The following is a 17390-nucleotide window of genomic DNA, read 5'->3' as shown; positions in this document are numbered from 1 at the left end:
GGATCTCGATGAGGCACAAGCTCCTCAACGACGACGCGCAGCGAACCTTTGCAGTCGTCCTCGACAGCGGCGACGAGGCGATGGAAAGCCTCAGCTCGTTTGCGGCAGAGCAGCGGCTCTCTGCAGCACAAGTGACCGGCATCGGAGCATTCAGCGGTCTGGTGCTGAAATATTTCGATTGGGAGAAGAAAGCGTACATTGAGAACCGCGTGGACGAGCAGGTAGAAGTTGCCTCGCTCGTCGGGGATGTCGCGGTCTCGCCTTCGAGCGAACCGTCCGTGCACATTCATCTCGTCGTCGGCCGCCGCGACGGTACGGCTCTCGCCGGCCACTTGGGATCGGGCTGGGTCCGTCCCACCCTCGAGATGATCGTTACCGAAAGCCCTACGCATCTTCAGAAAGAGCGCGACCCGGTGACCGGGCTGGCGTTGATCAAGCTGGAGCGATAACGATGCAGAGTATCGGACGCACGCTGTGGGCCATCCCAGAAGGTTATATCCCAAGCGACAGCGTAAGCGACGCCCATGATCTCGTGTCTCACGAAGCGGCTTGCTTCCTGAACGTTGGCGAGAACGACGCCGACGTTCAGATCACTCTGTTTTTTGAGAACAGAGATCCGGTCGGCCCCTACCGGGTGAAGGTGCCAGCTCGGCGCACGTTGCATCTGCGCTTCAACGACTTGACAGATCCGGCGCCCGTCCCACGCGACACGAGCTACGCCTCCCTGATTGAAGCAAGTGCGCCGCTCATCGTCCAGCATACCAGACTGGATCGCGCCAACCCGGGATGGCGTTACTCTCGACCATTGCCTATCCGGCCGTGCCGCAGTGAAGAGGTGTCCCGATGCAAAGCGAAGAGAGCGGGCGTGAGGTACCGGGCCGGTCACGCCCAGTTGTCGTGATTACCGGCGCATCGGCCGGGGTTGGACGGGCCATCGCCCGTCGTTTCGGCCGCGCCGGCTACGCCATCGGTCTGATCGCCCGAGATGCGGAGGCTCTCGAGGAGGTGCGGCGCGAGATCGAGGGCGTGGGCGGACGGGCGGTCGTGATGCCTCTCGACGTTGCGGACGCCGGCGCTGTCTTTGCGGCCGCAGATCGTATTGCGTCGACGCTCGGTCCGATCGATATATGGATCAATGATGCGATGGTGACGGTGTTTTCGCCGGTCTGGCGCATGACGCGGGATGAATTCCGCCGTGTCACTGAGGTGACCTATCTCGGGTTCGTGCATGGAACGATGGCGGCTCTGTGCCACATGCGGCCCGCCAACAGGGGCACGATCATCCAGATCGGATCGGCGCTGGCCTACCGCGGTATTCCACTCCAGTCGGCCTATTGCGGTGCCAAGCACGCCATTCGCGGCTTCACAGATTCGCTCCGAAGCGAGCTAAGGCACGAGCAGAGCAGGATCAACCTGGTGATGCTTCAACTGCCGGCGGTGAATACCCCGCAGTTCGATTGGGCAAGGGCGCATATGTCCCATTCCCCCCGTCCGGTGGCGCCCGTGGTGGAGCCCGAGGTGATCGCGAATGCCGTATATGATGCGGCTCAAAAGCCCGCCAGAGAGTATTGGATCGGTTTCAGCACACTCAAGGTCATTTTCGGCAACATGATCATGCCATGGCTGCTGGATCGCTATCTCGCCCAAACCTGTATCAGCGGCCAACAGACGGATCGCCCAATTGACGCAAGCCGGCCGGACAATCTCGACCGACCGCTGCATGGACTCCATCGTACGAGGGGCAGCTTCGAGTCGGAAGCGAGCAGCAGAGCGTTCGTCGGGTCTGCGAGCATGCTGCGACTTGCTCCGTTGGCGGCGCTGCTGGGGACGGTTGCACTGGCTCTGACCGCACAGAGGCGCGCGTCTCGCAGCAGACGAAGAGCAGCCGAACCTCGACGTCAACGCAATGTGCGATTTGGATGAGTGCTTGCCGTGGCGGTGAAGTTCATCGAGGATTACGGCCTGATCGGAGACGGCCAGACGGCGGCTCTTGTTCACCGTGACGGCTCGATCGATTGGCTGTGTTGGCCGCGTTTCGATTCGGATGCGTGCTTTGCGGCGCTCCTCGGTACGAGCTCGCACGGATGTTGGAAGCTCGCACCGGTCGATGCCATCACTTCATCCAGCCGCCGGTATCGAGACGATACCCTCGTCCTGGAGACGGATTTCGTGCTGACAACGGGCCATGTCCGGCTGATTGACTTCATGCCGGTTGAGAACGACGCCTCTGCCGTAATCCGGATTGTTCGGGGCCTTGCCGGGAAAGTCAGCTTGCGCAGCGAGCTGGATCTTCGCTTTGACTACGGGTCGTTGAGACCTGCCCTGGAAATCGGTCACGATCGAGCCGTGGCGTTCGTGGGTCCCGATCTTGTCGTTCTACACGCGCCGACGCAGCTTTCGCAGCAGGGCACGTGCATCGTTTCGGAAGTGGAGGTGAGTGAAGGCGAAGAGATCGCGTTCTGTCTGCGCTATGGCAGCGCAACTGCGGCACCACCTCCGCCGATCGCGGCGGGTACAGCGCTGCGGTCGACGGAAGAATATTGGCGCAGCTGGATCGCGAAGTTCGCAATCAAAACGCAATGGCCCGAGGCCGTCAGGCGCTCGCTCCTGACGCTCAGGGCGATGATCTATCGCTCTACAGGCGGCATCATTGCCGCTCCGACCACCTCGCTCCCAGAGGCGCCCGCCGAGAACCTGAACTGGGATTACCGCTATTGCTGGTTGCGTGATGCGGCGTTTACGATAACCGTTCTGCTCGACGCGGGGTATCACGACGAAGCCAAGGCATTCCGCGACTGGCTTCTCCGGGCCGCTGGTGGCGAACCCGAGAAGATCAGGATCATGTACCGGGTAGACGGCTCGCGCCGGTTGGAGGAGTGGATCGCATCCTGGCTACCCGGTTATAGAGGAGCGAGGCCGGTCCGAATTGGCAACGCCGCCGCGGCCCAACGGCAGCTCGATGTCTACGGCGAACTCCTGGATTCCGTGGCTGCGGCAGCGAAGCAGGCATTGCCCCGACCGAACGTGAAGGCAATCTGGTTGCGGCCGTGATCGGTCACGTCGAGCGGGTCTGGAACGAGCCTGACCACGGTCTGTGGGAATCGAGAGGGAATCCGCAGCACTATACTTATTCAAAGGTCTCGGCCTGGGCCGCGATGGATCGGTTCGTCCGCCGTGGTGATCTCCACGGATCGGCAGATGGCGGCTTTGTTAGCCGAATGGATGGATTGCGAGACCGGATGCATCGCGAAATATGCGAGAAGGCGTTCGACTCTGAACGACAGACATTCGTGGAGTATTACGGATCTGATGAAGTGGATCCAAGTTTGCTCAATCTTCCGCTGGTGGGATTTTTGCCCGTCACGGACCGGCGCATCGCCAAAACCATCGCAGCGATCGAGCGCGAGCTCTTGCAAGAGGGCTACGTTCACCGCAGGTTGTCGGGTGAAATTCGTGAGGGAGCGTTCCTTGCGTGCAGCGGGTGGCTTGCGGAATGTCAGCTTATACAGGGCAGGCGGGCAGAAGCGGAGCGCACCTTTGACCACCTCTTGCAGGCGCGAAACGAACTGGGACTTCTAGCCGAGGAGTTCAACGTTCGTGATCGACGCCTTGCTGGTAACTTCCCGCAGGGATTAAGCCATTTGGCATTGGTCCGGGCGGCCCTTCGGTTCGAGCAGAGGGCCTCAAATCGGGGTGATGGACACGGACCATAGTCGTAGTCCCGAAAAAGGAACCGCCTATCGCCCGATGCGTATTCTTTGCAGACCGTGGACGGTTCCGATCCCGGGTGCGGGGAGCAGCAGCAATGCAGGACGGTCAGGCGACAGGCCTGGTTCCGAGATCGATTGAGCCTGAAGGCCGCGTTCGGCCCCTGGCTGCACGGAACAAGCTCCTGCGCTGCATCCCAGAAGCGGAGCTGACAGTACTCCGGTCGATCGGGACCGTCGTCGAGCTCAAGCCGCGTCAAGTCCTTCATCATTGGCGTTTGCCGATGGAGTATGTCTACTTCCTGGGCAGTGGTCTCGTATCGGTCTCTGCCAAGGTGGAAGCCGGGCGCTTCGTCGAGGCTTGGCTGGTCGGCTCCGAGGGAATGATCGGCGCCCCCTGCGTTTTGGCGCCGGAGGATCCGATGCCGCCGCACCGTCGGGTCGTTCAGGTGGGCGGAACGGCACTGCGAATTCCGACACCGGCTTTTCTCGCTGCGCTTGACGATCTTGGGACCCTCCGTGGAGTGATCCTCTCTTACATCAATCTTGTCTTGTTTCAGACATCACAGGTGGGAGCCTGCAACTCACTCCATTCCGTCAAGCAGCGACTTGCCCGCTGGCTTCTCGTCGCGGCAAACGCAATGGACTCTGGAGAGTTGCCGATCACGCATGCTGTTTTAGCTCAATTGCTGGGGATCCGTCGAGCCAGTGTCAGCGAATGTCTCGAGACCTTCGAACAGGCCGGCATCATCCGCAACAGCCGAGCAGCGATAACTTTGGTCGACCGGGCTCAGCTGGAGCATTCCGCCTGTTCGTGCTCTGGATTGATACAGCGCGAGTACGATCGGCAAATCGGACGTCGCTTGCGTGTCTGAGAATTGAATGTGAAATAATCAATTCTCCAGAGCTCGGCCGCGCGATGATCGTGGGAAACCACAAGCCCGATTTGAACGAAGGCGATCTTCACAACGTTTCTTCTCCGATAAACGGAGGAGCCAATGATTCCGATTTGGCTGAAAGATCTGGCGCTGGCTAGTCTGGCTGTCGGATTTGTTTGCGCAATCATCATCGCGATCGACCTAACCCGCCATCCACAGCGGATGTGGATCATGAATGTTGTCTGGCCAGTGAACGGTCTGTTCGGCACCGTACTGATGTTGTGGCTGTACTACCGGTTCGGCCGGCTTGCGGCCCGGAATGCGACTGAGCAGAACAAGCACTCCGACAGCAAGAAGGAGACGCCGTTTCCGGTCATGGTCGCGAAAGGTGCCATGCACTGTGGCGCCGGATGTACACTCGGGGACATCCTCGCCGAGAGCCTTGCGCTCGCGTTTCCGGTGATTGCGATCTGGGCGGGATGGAAGAGCCTGTTTTCAGAGAAGATGTTCGCGATCTGGGTTGTGGATTACCTGTTCGCTTTTGTGCTCGGCGTCGCATTCCAGTACTTCACGATAAAACCGATGCGCGACTTGTCGCCGGGCGCAGGAATCGTCCAGGCCGTGAAGGCAGACACTCTCTCCCTGACCGCCTGGCAAATCGGCATGTACGGTTTCATGGCAGTCGCGCAGTTCGCAATCTTCAGGAATCTGTTCGGGGTGAGACTCGAGCCGTCGATGCCGGAGTTCTGGTTCATGATGCAGATTGCGATGATCGCGGGATTTCTCACGAGCTATCCCGTGAATTGGTGGCTCATAGAGACCGGCGTGAAAGAACGCATGTAGGGCAAGCTCCGATTGGTTGAGGGTGTTGCTTTGGCGACCCCGAATACAGTTAGCAACTCTTTCCGCTCGCGACGCTTGCACCAAATGGGGCGCCCGCGCTCAACAAGGAGAATATCATGGCGGCGCATGCAGGTGAGACAGCCCAAGAGACTGGAGACTTCCGGTGTGAGCGATGTCATCAGGCCACTCACGTCACAAAAGGACACAAGATTCCGAAATGTCCGCATTGTGGAAGCACGAGCTTCGATACTCGGCGGAACGAGCCGTAGGCGCAAACTCCACTCGGAAGCAGGACGTCAACACAGCCAATCTTGCACCGTGATCGCCCTCTCGAAGTCTTTCGAACGGCTGACGGACGTCCTGCAGCAATTCCGTCATGTTGCGGGTTATCCAACGAAATACACGTCGTCGCCCGGCGCGCTTCTGAGTGCGCCGGGCACTTTGCTACACGCGCAACGCGTCACCACCGATGGTGCGCACGGATTACGCCGTGATGGTGGTGCCGATAGTGCCGCGGCGCCCAACCGTAGCTATGACGCCAAGGGTGCGCGCGCCGGACCGTATACCCCCACGGCCTCGGCGCGGACCAGCCGTAGCTATAGCGCCAGGGGCGCGGGCCCCAGGCGTATGGTCGCGGCCGCCAACCGTAGCCACCCCAGTAAGGTGTATAGGCGTAAGCCGGGTAGTACCCACCATAGCCGTAGGGGTATCTGTAACCATAGTATGGCGGATATTCCTCATAGTACGGAGTCGCAATGGCGGAGCCGATCAAGGCTCCTGCCAGCAGGCCGGCGCCGATTCCCCAGCCGCCATGCCAGCGAACCTGGGTGAGACTATCTTGCTCTGCCGACGTGTGCACCGTCGGGCTCGCGGCTGCCGAGAGCGGTGTCAGAGGCGCAGCCTGGGTACTGCTGATAGGAGATATCGCGATCAGGCCGGTGAGAGAAAGGGCAAGTGTGAGTCTCCGCATCTGTGGCTCCTGTAATTTCAGAATGCGGTCTCAACATCAGCCTGCAATCTTGGTTTCTAGAGTCAAGGGTTCGGGACCCTATGTCGCGCCGATTGCCGGTCAGACACACGAGTGTACGACACCGTACCAACTCCATCGCCTCCGTACCTTTTCAGTAGTATTCCTGAACTAGGCAGCCTGTTTACTTTCGCGCTCCAGGAAGCCTTCGACATAGATCATGCGGACGGCAACGAGCAGAACAGCGATCAAGGGCGTGGCAACGATCAGCCCGATCAAACCAAAGAGAGTGCCAAGGATCGTTTGGGAAAGTATCGTGAGTGCGGGTGGCAGCGAGACAGTTCGCTTCTGGATCCATGGTGCGATGACATTTCCTTCCAACAGCTGGATCGTCAAAAACAAGAGAGCGACCCAAGCGGCAAGGGCAGGAGACTGTGCCAGAGCCACAAGGATCGCCGGCACTGCGCCTGCAAGTGCCCCGATGTATGGCACGAAGTTCAGAAGCGCCGCCAGTAGGGCCAGTGATAGTGGCAAGGGCGAACCGATGAGGAGAAGGCCAAATCCGAGGAGCAGACCAACGATCAGCATGTCGACGAGTTGACCAAGAAACCAGAGCCTAAGTGTAGCACCGAGCTCTCCGGCAACTTCTCGGCCGCGAGGTCGCCAGGCCATTGGAAGCAAACGAAGCGAGCCTTCGAGGTACAATTGGGGCGACGCAGCGAGGAATATCGCTGTCGCCGCCGTCACGACGAGAGTGCCACCTATGCCGAGAACGGAGCCAACGACGCCGGTGACGTAGCCTGTCAAGCCAGTGCGCAGAGACTTTCCGGCGATCTGCAACTGTTGAGCCAAAATCGAACCCCACGAGCTGTTTTGCAGTTCGCTCCAGATCCGTGCCAGTTGGGTTCTCAGTTGCTGGCTGATCTCGTCGGCCTGGATGAGAATGGCGCTGCCGCGCCACCACAGCAGCGCACCGAGCGCGAGCCCCGTCACGAGAATGACGGAAATCAAAGACGTGTATGGCCCGAGGCGCGTTACCCGACGGACCGCGTTGCTGGCGCCCCGCAGAACGCAAGCGATGACGACGGCGCTGAACGAGAGCAACAGTATGTCGCGAAGCAGCCAGACCGAGAGGGCGAGAAATAGAGCGATTGCGCTTACACGGAGGGTGCGCTCGATATGCCTCACATGAACAGTCAATTTGTCTTCCAATTCGTCTCCTTTGTCGGAACAGTCCAGATTCCGAAGCTCGACATTGAAGTTGCGCTGGCGAGACTACTCGGAACATCATCACGGCGATCGCGTCGCGATGTATGTAATACTCTGTTGCGGCCTCAAATGTTCTTGTACGCAAGCGAATAATTCTCGTCCGAAGACCGCCGAAGCGCTAGAGCGGCTCGGGCATCGTGTTGCTGATCGTAGTTCGTTTTTGAGGAGATGGCATGAACAGCGTTCTAATCTCCGGGGTTGGAATTGCCGGACCCACGCTTGCCTATTGGTTGAAAGCAGCCGGCTTCCAGCCGACGCTCCTCGAGCGTGCCTCCGCTCTACGAAGCGGAGGCTATGTCATCGACTTTTGGGGGCTCGGCTACACCATCGCTGAACGGATGGGATTGATGCCGGAGATCAATCGCGACAGTTACTACGCCCGAGAGGTTCGGATCGTAGATGAAGCTGGCCGTCGGCTGGCCGGCTTCGGTACCGACGTCTTCTCCGAGTTGACGAATGGACGATACGTTACTCTTCAGCGCAGTGACCTCTCGCGCATGCTGTTCGAACGGACCAGCGGCGTCGAAGCCATTTTCGGAGACGAGATCATTCTCGTCGAAGAGAAACCGGATTGCGTCGAAGTCCAACTGAAGCACGGCGGCAGGCGGAGGTTCGACCTTCTCGTCGGGGCAGACGGCCTGCATTCAGCCGTGCGCAATCTGGTCTTTGGACCGCAGGCTCAGTTCGAGCGGCGTCTGGGGAATATCGTGGCCGCCTTCGAAGCACACGGCTATCGACCGCGCGACGAGGATGTGTATCTGATTTACTGTCAACCGGGCCGCATGGTAGGCCGCTTCACGCTGCGTGATGATCGCACCTTGTTTCTCTTGGTATTTGCCGAGCATCACTCAGTGTTTCCGGAAACGCCGGCCTCGCAAAAGGCGCTCCTTCGTGAAATCTATGGCGGAGATGGCTGGGAATGCGATCAGATGCTTGCCGAACTGGAGCGCGCCGGTGAACTCTATTTCGACACCGTCAGTCAGATCAGGATGCCGAACTGGTCACGAGGTCGCGTGGCGCTCATTGGTGATGCCGCTTTCTGCGTCTCGCTTCTGGCAGGGCAGGGATCGGCGCTGGCGATGATTTCAGCTTATGTCTTGGCCGGTGAACTCGCCATGGCCGGCGGAGGATATTTGGAGGCATTTGCCGGATACGAGGCGCGGCTGAAGAGCTATATAGGCCGGAAACAGCAGGGTGCCCAGCGCTTCGCCGGAGCCCTGGCGCCGAGAACGCGTGTGGGAATGCTCTTCCGCAACGTCGTGGTCAGAAGTTTCACGATACCGGGACTGGCGAGGCTCGCAATTGGGCGGGACATCGCCGACGAACTGGAGCTTCCTGACTACCGCTGGCCGGGCACCATGAATCGACGATGGCGGTGACGTGGAGGCTCGGTGGGCGCGGATTGTCGCCATGCCTCTTGGCAGGAACCGCCTTTCGGAACCAGAGTTCATATTGGTGTGTGTGCGCAATAGTGGTCAAATGCCCTCGGTCCTGACTTACGGCACGCGAAAAGCCCTGATCGGCAGCAGCATCAAGCCGTTTGCTGAAGAGCGGAAGGTCAGCCTTCTCGTACTTTGCGCGCTCGCCTTGGTGATTGGCGTCATGACCGGACTTGGCGCCGTCGGCTTTCGCGCGCTGATCGGCCTCGTGCACAACTTGTCTTACAATGGAAGGCTGAGCGTCGCTTACGACGCAAACGTCAGTGAGGGCCCGAGTCCTTTCGGCGACTTTGTTCTTCTTGCGCCTGTGATCGGCGGCCTCATCGTCGTCTTTCTCGTCCGGCGGTTTGCTCCAGAAGCAAAGGGACATGGCGTACCCGAAGTGATGGACGCCATATTCTACAAGCGCGGGAAAATTCGGGGTTCGGTGGCTTTGATAAAGGCGCTGGCATCCGCGGTATCCATCGGAAGCGGCGCCGCCGTCGGGCGCGAAGGCCCTATCATTCAGATAGGCTCAGCCCTGGGCTCAGCCTTTGCTCAATTCATCGGGCTCTCGACCCGGCAGAGGATCACGCTGCTGTCCGCGGGCGCGGGCGCGGGCATCGCCGCAACCTTCAATACTCCGCTGGGCGGCGTGCTGTTTGCTCTGGAAATTCTTCTGCCGGAAGTTTCAAACCGGACATTCCTTCCAGTCGTCGTGGCCACGGGGGCTGCGACGACGATCGGACGCATCCTGATCGGTCCGGACCCGGCCTTTTCGGTTCCGGATGTGCAATTCAGCATGGTTGCATCCTTCAATGCGCAGGAAGCTCTCGCATTCGTCCTGCTTGGCCTGTTGTCTGGAGCGGCAGCCTGGGCGTTTATCCGTCTGCTCGTCTTCATGGAAGACGGGTTTCCGAAGCTGTCTGGCAACGAGTATGTTCAAAATATCATCGGCATGTCGTCAATCGGCCTGACGATGGTGGTGCTCACCCATGCCTTTGGCCACTCCTACATCGACGGAGTGGGCTACTCCGTCATTCAGGAGATACTGGACCACAAGATGACGGCGGCAGGGTTACTGGCCCTGCTGTTCGTGCTGAAGCTGTTGGCAACGACGGTCAGCCTCGGCTGCGGGGCGTCGGGCGGGATCTTCTCGCCATCACTATACCTTGGCGCCACGCTGGGGGCCGCCTTTGCCGCTGCAACCAATTCAATCCTGCCTCATTCAGGGCTAACGCCATCTTCGGCCGCGATCATTGGAATGGCGGCCATCGTCGGTGCAGGTACGGGCGGCGTCATGACGGCGATCGTGATGGTCTTCGAGATGACCCGTGATTACGCAATCATCGTTCCGGTGATCGTTGCGGTGGCGTTGGCTGCAGGCGTCAGGCGTGCACTCGTCAACGAGACGATCTACACGGTCAAGCTGCGCCACCGCGGGCACCGCATTCCAAAGGAGCGGCATATCAACCTCTATCTGGTGAAGCAGGTCCAGGACATCATGGAAAGGCGCTTTATCGTCGCCGGAGTAAGAACGACACTAAAACAGGCTATGGCTGCGGAAGATATCGATGATGCACTTCCTATCGTGGTTGAGCGTGAAGGCCGGATTGTCGGCCTGATCCCACCACGTTCCGGCTTATGGGCGGAGTCGCAATCGAATCCAGCTCTCGTGGTCGAGCAATTCGTCGAGCGGCGGATGGTCATTTGCCGCGATCAGGACCTTCTAAGCTTGGTGTTTGCTAGGTTGAAGCGCCATCGGGCCGGCGCGGCAATCGTTGTCCGCTCTGCCTCGCGCCCGCGCGTTAAGGATATCGTCGGCGTCCTGACCAAACGCGTGATCGCAGATGCGGTCATCGACAGCTATGAGGATTGATCCGGGCAAAATGAGGCGCTTGTCGCCTGGGCCTGAACGATGATTGGAGACGTGACCTATTGTCCCACAGTTCGCTTTGCGATCCAGCCCAGAGTCGAGCCTTGAATGATGATGCTGAACAGGACGACTGCATAGGTTGAGGCGAGCATTGCGGCCTTGGCCGGGCTATCCGATATGGACAGGGCTAGTGCAACTGAAATTCCGCCTCGGACGCCAGCCCAGGTGAGAAAGGGCGCGTTGCGCAAGGAGAGCAGCCGAGTCCATCCGAACAGAAATGGTTGAACCGAAACAGAAACAAAGCGGGCGAAGAGAACGATTGGCACCGTCGCTGCCGCCAGACCGAGGCTGCGAGGATCGAAGCGCAGTATCAAGGTCTCCAGCCCGATGAGCAAAAAAAGGACCGAGTTGAGAATTTCGTCGATGAGGGTCCAGAGCGCGAAGAGATATCCTTGTGTCCGCTCACTCATTGCGTATCGAGGTCCTCGATCGCCGATGAGGAGGCCCGCGGCGACCATGGAGAGCGGGCCACTGACGTGCAGATGCAGCGCAAGTGCGTAGGTTCCAGTGACGAGGGCAAGGGAGATCAGCACCTCGATGGCGTAGTCGTCGATGAGCCGCATCGCGCGATACGCAACATAGCCAGTCAACAAGCCCAGCACTAATCCGCCACCAGCTTCGCGAACGAGTAACTCAGCGACATCGGCGGCCGAAACCTGAGCGCCGTCTCCGGTGCTCGCAAAGCGAAGCATGATCGTGAACAGAACGATCCCGACGCCGTCGTTGAACAATGCCTCGCCTTCCGTCTCGATCTGCAGCTCTTTCGGCACTTTGGTGTTGCGAAGCGTACTCAGGACAGCAACGGGGTCAGTCGGGCTGATCAGCGCGCCGAACACGAACGCCCAGGCCAACGATACGGGTAGGTGTAAAAGGCCGCAGATGAACCAGAACATCAGGCCTACGAGGACGGTCGAAATTGAGGTGCCGAGGACGGCCAGAATAAATACCGGAATGGCGCGGCTTCTGAGTGTGTCCAGATCTACGTGCAACGCGCCGGCGAACAGCAGAAATGCAAGGATCCCATTCACCACGACTTCGGCAAAGTCGATCTGCCGGAGCCCATTGGCAAGCTGGTCTAGTAGTTGAATCGTGGGAAACGCCGCATCCAAGCCGATCAGGAGCAGTGATGTCAGGACGCTCATCACGAGAAGACCTACGCTGCGGGAGAGCGGCAGGAACTTGTGATTGAGCCAGCCGAAGACGGCAGACAATGTCAGCAGAACGGCAGCAATATCCATTAGCGAAAGCACGGCAGGCTCCCTTGCGTCCTGGCGAGAGTGCCTGCTCACTCCCTCCCGTTAAGGCCGCTGTTCGCTCTACTCCAATGAGGGTAGTGCGTTCGAGATGGCGACTTTTGAGACGTGAATAATCAAAAGCAACTTCGGCAGTTCCTGCGGGGGCATGTAAGCGGACCAGGATGCGCCTCAATCCCAACCCGTCTCTGCGACCTTCAGCTGTCGATTTTGCATCTGCGGCGAAAGATCGCGACGACGTTTGTCAATATCGTCGTTCACTCCGCATTCATTGGACCGACCTAAAAGTGCGGAGGGGGCGTACGACAAGGAAAAACTATGAAGAAAATCGCCTATGGATTTGCGGTCGCTGCTCTGCTTGCAGGCACTCAGTTCTCGGTTCCTGCCAATGCGATGATGGCGCCACCGGTCGGCGCAGCGGCAACATCCGAGACGATGCAGGCCGGCTATCACTATCGTCAACATCATCGGAGGGTCTGCACCGTGCGAACCATAGTCACACGCGGCTATCATGGTCGGCGTATCGTCAAGCACGTGCGTGCCTGCCGATAAACGCAAACTTGGAGGGCCGTCGATCGAGGCGGCCCTCACCTTGCATAACAGCAATCTTCATCGCGCAGTGAGATGGGTGCGCCGCACATTACATCGGAAGCTGACGTCCAAAAGTCCGGGAAAATCGACGTGCCGCGATCTCCGGTGCCGCAAAACAAAGAGCCGTGAACAACATACCGAGGACCAGGAGAACCACGACTGTATCCATAATCGAACGAGTTCCTGCAAGGGATCGGGACAATGAATCCAACTTCGTGATTCTGTCGGTTGTCACACGCCTGTTGCCATCAAGCAATCGCGTACGCCGAGAACAGAAGGCAAGTGAGATAGACGCAAGCGAGGAAAATGCCCGCGGTTCTAGCCGTGCGGGCATCTAGCCGCGAGTTCGTCCGGTTCGCGAGCTCGGGCAGTTTCTCATACTGTGCAAAGAGCCGACGACGGGCACGTCCTCGGAAAAGTACATTTCTCATGTGTGCCTCCATACAAACCTGATCCGATCCAACAAGGTGCGGAGTGCAGAAGCCGGAAAGAGCGGTGTTCCGGCCGGCGATCCGCGTTGGTTCTCTCGTCCGCTTCACGGAAGATAGTGGACGGCGTCCAATCGGGCAGTCAGGAGATGAGCGGGGCTTGTCGGGATAATCCTGACGTCCGCACGCCACGCAGGGCCGTTTGGCCCACCTACTTCCCGCTCAAAACTTGATCCGCACTCTTTCCCGAATGGCTCAACCAGCCAAGCGCCACGCCGTAGCGCACTATGTCGGCACGCGTGAACAGTCCGAGCTTTTCGACCGCCCTGGCCTTGTAAGTTTCGACGGTCTTGATGCTGATGCTTAGCTGATTGGCAATTTCCTTGTTGCTGAAGCCTTGTGCGATGAATCTGAGAACCTCACTCTCGCGCGGTGTCAGCTCGCCGGCTGTGGAAGCGCCGGAAGACGAGTGGGCGCCCTGCGCGGATGGAAGTGCTTTCTCCGCTATTGCTGGATCCAGATACAAACCACCTCCAGCGATCGCGCGAACTGCGCGCTCGAGCTCGTCGGCCGCAGAGCGCTTCAGCAGATAGCCGCGAGCTCCCGCTTGCAGCATCGGCTGAACGTAGGCGTGATCCTCGTGCACGGTCAGCGCCAGAAGACGAACTTGAGGAAGCTGCGTCGCTAGGGCGCGAGCAACTTCGAGGCCACTGATACCGGGAAGTGAAATGTCCAGGATGGCAATGTCCGGTGTGGCCTGGCGAATGATGTCTAAGGCGGCCTGTCCATCCGTTGCTTCCCCGACGATCTCAATGTCATGCACGTCCTGAAGCAACGCCTTCATTCCGGCCAGAACAAGCGGATGATCGTCAGTCAACGTGATCCGGATCGGGCACATAGCCCATCTCCTCTATTGGCACCGGTATTCTCATGAAAAGAGAGGTGCCGTGGCCGGGTTCAGATTCAATCGCCAAAGATCCACCGAGCAGCGTGAGGCGCTCCTCGATGACAGACAGGCCCAATTTTGCGTGGCGGCTCTCACCCTGCGAGAATTCCTGGAAGTCGAAGCCGTTCCCGTCGTCTTCGACGACGATCCTAAGCTCAGCTGTGCGTCGGTCGATGACCACGCTGACGTTTCGAGCTTGCGCGTGTTTGACCACGTTGTTCACGGCCTCCTGGACGGCGCGGTAAACCGCGATTTCGACGTCCTGGCCGAGACGATCTCTTCTTCCCAGAGGCTGAAAATCAACGCTGATCCCGAACCGGCGCCGGATCTCCGCGCAGAATGCCTCCAGCGCCTTGTAAAGTCCCAGGTCATCAAGGGCGGTCGGGCGCAGGTCAGAGGCGATTTGATGGATATCGCGCCCAATCCCTCTCGCGAGTCCTTGCAGCCAATTGAGCCTCTCCAATCCGAGCTTGCGTTTGGGGCTCGTGCCCAGAAGCGGCTCCAGGTTCTTCAGACCGAGAAGTAGACCTGTGACCGTCTGGCCGATCTGATCGTGAAGCTCTCTTGCGATTCTACGGCGTTCATTTTCTTCCGCTTCGGAAAGACGTCGAAGCAGTTGCTGTCGCTCCAGCTCGGCTCGCTTGGTCTCGTCGATATCCAGAATGACGCCATACACGACGTCCAAGTTCTTATCATCGATGCGAGACAGCCGCCCGCTGGCCCGCAGCCACCGGCTGTGAGGGGGAGCGGTCCGGAAATCAGCAATCGCCACGTTTCCCGAACGGCAACTCAGCAAGGAAGCCTCAAAGTTCCGCTGATCGGCGGGATTAATACGGCTCAGTATCCGATCTATCGGAAGGATCGTATCTCCTTCGGAGCGCGAACCGTCTATCCGGAGCATCTCCCGGGCGCGGGGCGACACGATCGCTTCTCTGCTCGCAAAATCACAGCTGAACACGCCGAGATCTGCGGCATCGATCGTCAGCCTCCGTCGCTCTTCACTTGCGCTGAGCGCCAATGCTGCCTGCGCCTCTTGCTCGCGCCGGCGAAGCGAAATGTCGCGTATGGTGTACCAGGCCAAAGTCAGAGCCAAGACGAAGCTCAATACCCCACCCCCGGCAAGGAAAATGGCTGAGCGCTGGACGGGACCATTAAGTTCCTGCGTCGGTATTCCGAAATGGACCGACCATCCGCTGGTTCCGGGGATGACTTTGTAGATCGAATCGACTTGTTCGCCGGCAGGCGTGGTTTTGACGTAGCTTCCTTCTGGCGCTGAGGCTATCGCTTGGCGGACCGTAGCGCTGGCAGATTGTCCGAGTTCGGATTGTTCGCCGAAGGTGCGGGCGACGATGTTCCCCTTGGCATCGACCACGAAACCCACCCAGCCGGCCGGGGCTCCTGCGCTCTTCAAAATCTGGCTTATTGCATCAGGCACCAGGGCCACCGTGAGTACAAACTTCAATTGCCCATCGCGCTCTACAGGGGCCCTGACGGCCACCACGCGTTTGCCGGTGATGGGACCACGTGGCCCAATTCCGCCGATTGCTGGCTTTCTCGTTTTCAGAATTTGTTCGAAGTTCTCTCGGTCGGCGGTGGCGCGCATCCCATCTCCGAGCGGACGGCTAACATCCAGAACCTGATTTCCGTCGGGATCGACGAGCTGAATCGTCTGCCAAAGGGGACGTGCTTCGTTGACACGCGTCGCTTCGCGATAGAACGCGTCAAGGTCCGGATTGTCGAGTGTTGCGGAAGCCGCGACGGTCTCGGCGATCTCGAGCTGGAGGCTGATCTCGGAGGCAAGCCGGTTGACGACGCTATCGAGCGTCTCCACGGCGGCAGCCTGAGAGCCCCTGCGCTGCTGCTGCGCGTTCAGGAAAACGACCCAACCCGCAAAAAGCGCAAGAGGCATCGCTGCCGCGATGAAGACGAGGATCAAGGGGCGGCGAGCTGCGCGCCGGGAGATTGAGGTGGGCGCCTCCATGCGGGTGGGTATCAAATGAGACAGCAAAACGCCCACGTCCTGGCACTTCCTCGATGTTTCTGGTTCTTGTCAGGTTTTTCCCGACACTTCTATCGGTCACCCTGACTCCCAGGATCGCTCGATCCATCCCATCGTACAGGCAATCATTGTAGCGGTCTAGAATTGGGCTTGACATGGAACATTCTTCATCGCCGCTGCGGTTGATCGAGAACGAATTCAACCCGAAGCGGCTTGGTTTGGACGAGCCCTTCTGCGGTACTAGCCGCAACGAACTCGTCTCCCGACTGTCGGCTTCATCGCAGTGCCGTTTGCTCGAAAGCTGCGAGACGGTGTCTCTGAACAAAGGACAAATTCTCTACGATCGCGGCACGCCTCTTCGCCATGCCTACTTCATCGAGTCCGGCGGGTGTTCTGTCACGACCCGTGCGGGCGACTGCCTGCCGGTCGAGATCCATACGCTCGGGATGAAGGATTTTGTCGGCGTGCCGTTGGTCCTGGGCATGCACGTTTCGCCGCACCGCTGCAGCGTGAGAGTGCCGGGCCAAGCGCTTCGGATCCAGTCCGATCAGCTGATTTCTTTGATCAAGAGGGACGTCGAGCTTGAAAAGATGCTTTTAGGCTATGTTCAGGCGATCCTGATTCACAGTTCGCAATTATCAGCCTGCAATTCCAGGCACACGCTGCACCAGCGCCTCGCGCGGTGGCTCCTGGTTGCCAGCGACAGGCTCGGGTCTCGCGAGGTACCTTTCACGCATAGTTACATAGCCAATGCTCTCGCGGTCCGGCGCGCCGGCGTTACGGTCGCTCTCGGCAGTATGATGCGCGACGGAGTGATTGGATGTCGCAGGGCGGGGATCGTCGTCATGGACGAGGCCAGGTTGAAAGCGATGTCTTGCGATTGTCATGGGATCATCCTGTCGGCGCACAACCGTCCTTGTGCGGTGCCACCCCTCCGCATTGCATATTCGTGAACGCGATTCCATGCTGCCGTTAAGTCGACTGTACGGCAGCCAACAGAGTCCAGATATTCTTGAAGCGATAGAGGCGGAGATGTCATCGCAAGAAAGCCGGATCCGAACCGATACCGAAGTTCTGGTGGGAGCCTTGGAGGAGGCCCAAAGGCTTCTTGCCGTTTACGAGAACCCCTGCTGCAATCGCACCAGGGACGACATT

The 17390-nt window shown here is 59.1% G+C and carries 14 protein-coding genes and 1 pseudogene; 11 read left to right on the top strand and 4 right to left on the bottom strand.

Annotated elements, in window-relative coordinates; all coding sequences use genetic code 11:
* Positions 1-8 precede the first annotated feature (8 nt).
* From IVB29_RS07175 to IVB29_RS07150, 7 genes and pseudogenes are all read left to right on the top strand, one after another.
* Positions 9-449: a PPC domain-containing DNA-binding protein gene (locus IVB29_RS07175; RefSeq protein ID WP_247502692.1), complete on the top strand. Its 441-nt coding sequence runs from the start codon at positions 9-11 to the stop codon at positions 447-449.
* Between the two features lie 2 nt (positions 450-451).
* Positions 452-831: pseudogene (locus IVB29_RS07170) on the top strand (sensory rhodopsin transducer).
* A gap of 12 nt (positions 832-843) precedes the next feature.
* A complete protein-coding gene (locus IVB29_RS07165) occupies positions 844-1923 on the top strand; it encodes an SDR family oxidoreductase (RefSeq protein ID WP_247502691.1) in 1080 nt (359 codons plus the stop codon).
* Between the two features lie 9 nt (positions 1924-1932).
* Positions 1933-3051 (top strand): glycoside hydrolase family 15 protein, encoded by a 1119-nt coding sequence (locus IVB29_RS38350; protein WP_346731268.1) that lies wholly within the window; start codon positions 1933-1935, stop codon positions 3049-3051.
* Positions 3048-3713: a glycoside hydrolase family 15 protein gene (locus IVB29_RS38345; protein WP_346731267.1), complete on the top strand. Its 666-nt coding sequence runs from the start codon at positions 3048-3050 to the stop codon at positions 3711-3713. The genes IVB29_RS38350 and IVB29_RS38345 overlap by 4 nt, the downstream gene beginning before the upstream one ends.
* A gap of 92 nt (positions 3714-3805) precedes the next feature.
* Positions 3806-4582, top strand: a complete 777-nt coding sequence (locus IVB29_RS07155) for a Crp/Fnr family transcriptional regulator (RefSeq protein WP_247502690.1) — start codon at positions 3806-3808, stop codon at positions 4580-4582.
* Between the two features lie 123 nt (positions 4583-4705).
* Positions 4706-5428 (top strand): DUF4396 domain-containing protein, encoded by a 723-nt coding sequence (locus tag IVB29_RS07150; protein WP_247502689.1) that lies wholly within the window; start codon positions 4706-4708, stop codon positions 5426-5428.
* Positions 5429-6566: 1138 nt separating this feature from the next.
* On the opposite strand, the gene IVB29_RS07140 is transcribed toward IVB29_RS07150, so the two are convergent.
* A complete protein-coding gene (locus IVB29_RS07140; protein ID WP_247502687.1) occupies positions 6567-7607 on the bottom strand; it encodes an AI-2E family transporter in 1041 nt (346 codons plus the stop codon).
* Between the two features lie 230 nt (positions 7608-7837).
* Here IVB29_RS07140 and IVB29_RS07135 point away from each other — a divergent pair, with 230 nt between their 5' ends.
* Together IVB29_RS07135 and IVB29_RS07130 are read left to right on the top strand one after the other, a co-directional pair.
* A complete protein-coding gene (locus tag IVB29_RS07135; RefSeq protein ID WP_247502686.1) occupies positions 7838-9043 on the top strand; it encodes an FAD-binding domain in 1206 nt (401 codons plus the stop codon).
* A gap of 100 nt (positions 9044-9143) precedes the next feature.
* Positions 9144-10961: a chloride channel protein gene (locus IVB29_RS07130; protein WP_247502685.1), complete on the top strand. Its 1818-nt coding sequence runs from the start codon at positions 9144-9146 to the stop codon at positions 10959-10961.
* A 56-nt stretch (positions 10962-11017) separates the two neighbouring features.
* Here IVB29_RS07130 and IVB29_RS07125 read toward each other — a convergent pair whose 3' ends face one another.
* Positions 11018-12268 carry a sodium:proton antiporter gene (locus IVB29_RS07125; protein ID WP_247502684.1) on the bottom strand — a complete coding sequence of 417 codons (1251 nt, stop codon included), beginning with the start codon at positions 12266-12268 and terminating at the stop codon, positions 11018-11020.
* Between the two features lie 321 nt (positions 12269-12589).
* Here IVB29_RS07125 and IVB29_RS07120 point away from each other — a divergent pair, with 321 nt between their 5' ends.
* Positions 12590-12823, top strand: coding sequence for a hypothetical protein (locus IVB29_RS07120; RefSeq protein WP_247502683.1), 234 nt, complete (start codon positions 12590-12592; stop codon positions 12821-12823).
* A gap of 678 nt (positions 12824-13501) precedes the next feature.
* Here IVB29_RS07120 and IVB29_RS07115 read toward each other — a convergent pair.
* Together IVB29_RS07115 and IVB29_RS07110 are read right to left on the bottom strand one after the other, a co-directional pair.
* On the bottom strand, positions 13502-14188 hold the full coding sequence (locus tag IVB29_RS07115; protein WP_247502682.1) for a response regulator transcription factor: 687 nt from the start codon (positions 14186-14188) through the stop codon (positions 13502-13504).
* Complete coding sequence (locus tag IVB29_RS07110) at positions 14160-16172, bottom strand: ATP-binding protein (protein WP_247502681.1); 2013 nt, start codon at positions 16170-16172, stop codon at positions 14160-14162. The genes IVB29_RS07115 and IVB29_RS07110 overlap by 29 nt, the downstream gene beginning before the upstream one ends.
* A gap of 218 nt (positions 16173-16390) precedes the next feature.
* Here IVB29_RS07110 and IVB29_RS07105 point away from each other — a divergent pair, with 218 nt between their 5' ends.
* Positions 16391-17188 (top strand): Crp/Fnr family transcriptional regulator, encoded by a 798-nt coding sequence (locus IVB29_RS07105; RefSeq protein ID WP_247502680.1) that lies wholly within the window; start codon positions 16391-16393, stop codon positions 17186-17188.
* Positions 17189-17390 lie beyond the last annotated feature (202 nt).

Source organism: Bradyrhizobium sp. 1, from assembly GCF_023073315.1.
Taxonomy (GTDB): Bacteria; Pseudomonadota; Alphaproteobacteria; order Rhizobiales; family Xanthobacteraceae; genus Bradyrhizobium.
Note: the sequence above shows the minus strand (reverse complement) of the source record. Positions and strands in the feature narration are given on the sequence as shown.

Excerpts from the sequence above, each read along its gene's own strand:
- IVB29_RS07175 (WP_247502692.1), top strand. The coding sequence starts at position 9 with ATGAGGCACAAGCTCCTCAACGACGACGCGCAGCGAACCTTTGCAGTC.
- IVB29_RS07165 (WP_247502691.1), top strand. The coding sequence starts at position 844 with ATGCAAAGCGAAGAGAGCGGGCGTGAGGTACCGGGCCGGTCACGCCCA.
- IVB29_RS07155 (WP_247502690.1), top strand. The coding sequence starts at position 3,806 with ATGCAGGACGGTCAGGCGACAGGCCTGGTTCCGAGATCGATTGAGCCT.
- IVB29_RS07150 (WP_247502689.1), top strand. The coding sequence starts at position 4,706 with ATGATTCCGATTTGGCTGAAAGATCTGGCGCTGGCTAGTCTGGCTGTC.
- IVB29_RS07135 (WP_247502686.1), top strand. The coding sequence starts at position 7,838 with ATGAACAGCGTTCTAATCTCCGGGGTTGGAATTGCCGGACCCACGCTT.
- IVB29_RS07130 (WP_247502685.1), top strand. The coding sequence starts at position 9,144 with ATGCCCTCGGTCCTGACTTACGGCACGCGAAAAGCCCTGATCGGCAGC.
- IVB29_RS07120 (WP_247502683.1), top strand. The coding sequence starts at position 12,590 with ATGAAGAAAATCGCCTATGGATTTGCGGTCGCTGCTCTGCTTGCAGGC.
- IVB29_RS07115 (WP_247502682.1), bottom strand. The coding sequence starts at position 14,188 with ATGTGCCCGATCCGGATCACGTTGACTGACGATCATCCGCTTGTTCTG.
- IVB29_RS07105 (WP_247502680.1), top strand. The coding sequence starts at position 16,391 with ATGGAACATTCTTCATCGCCGCTGCGGTTGATCGAGAACGAATTCAAC.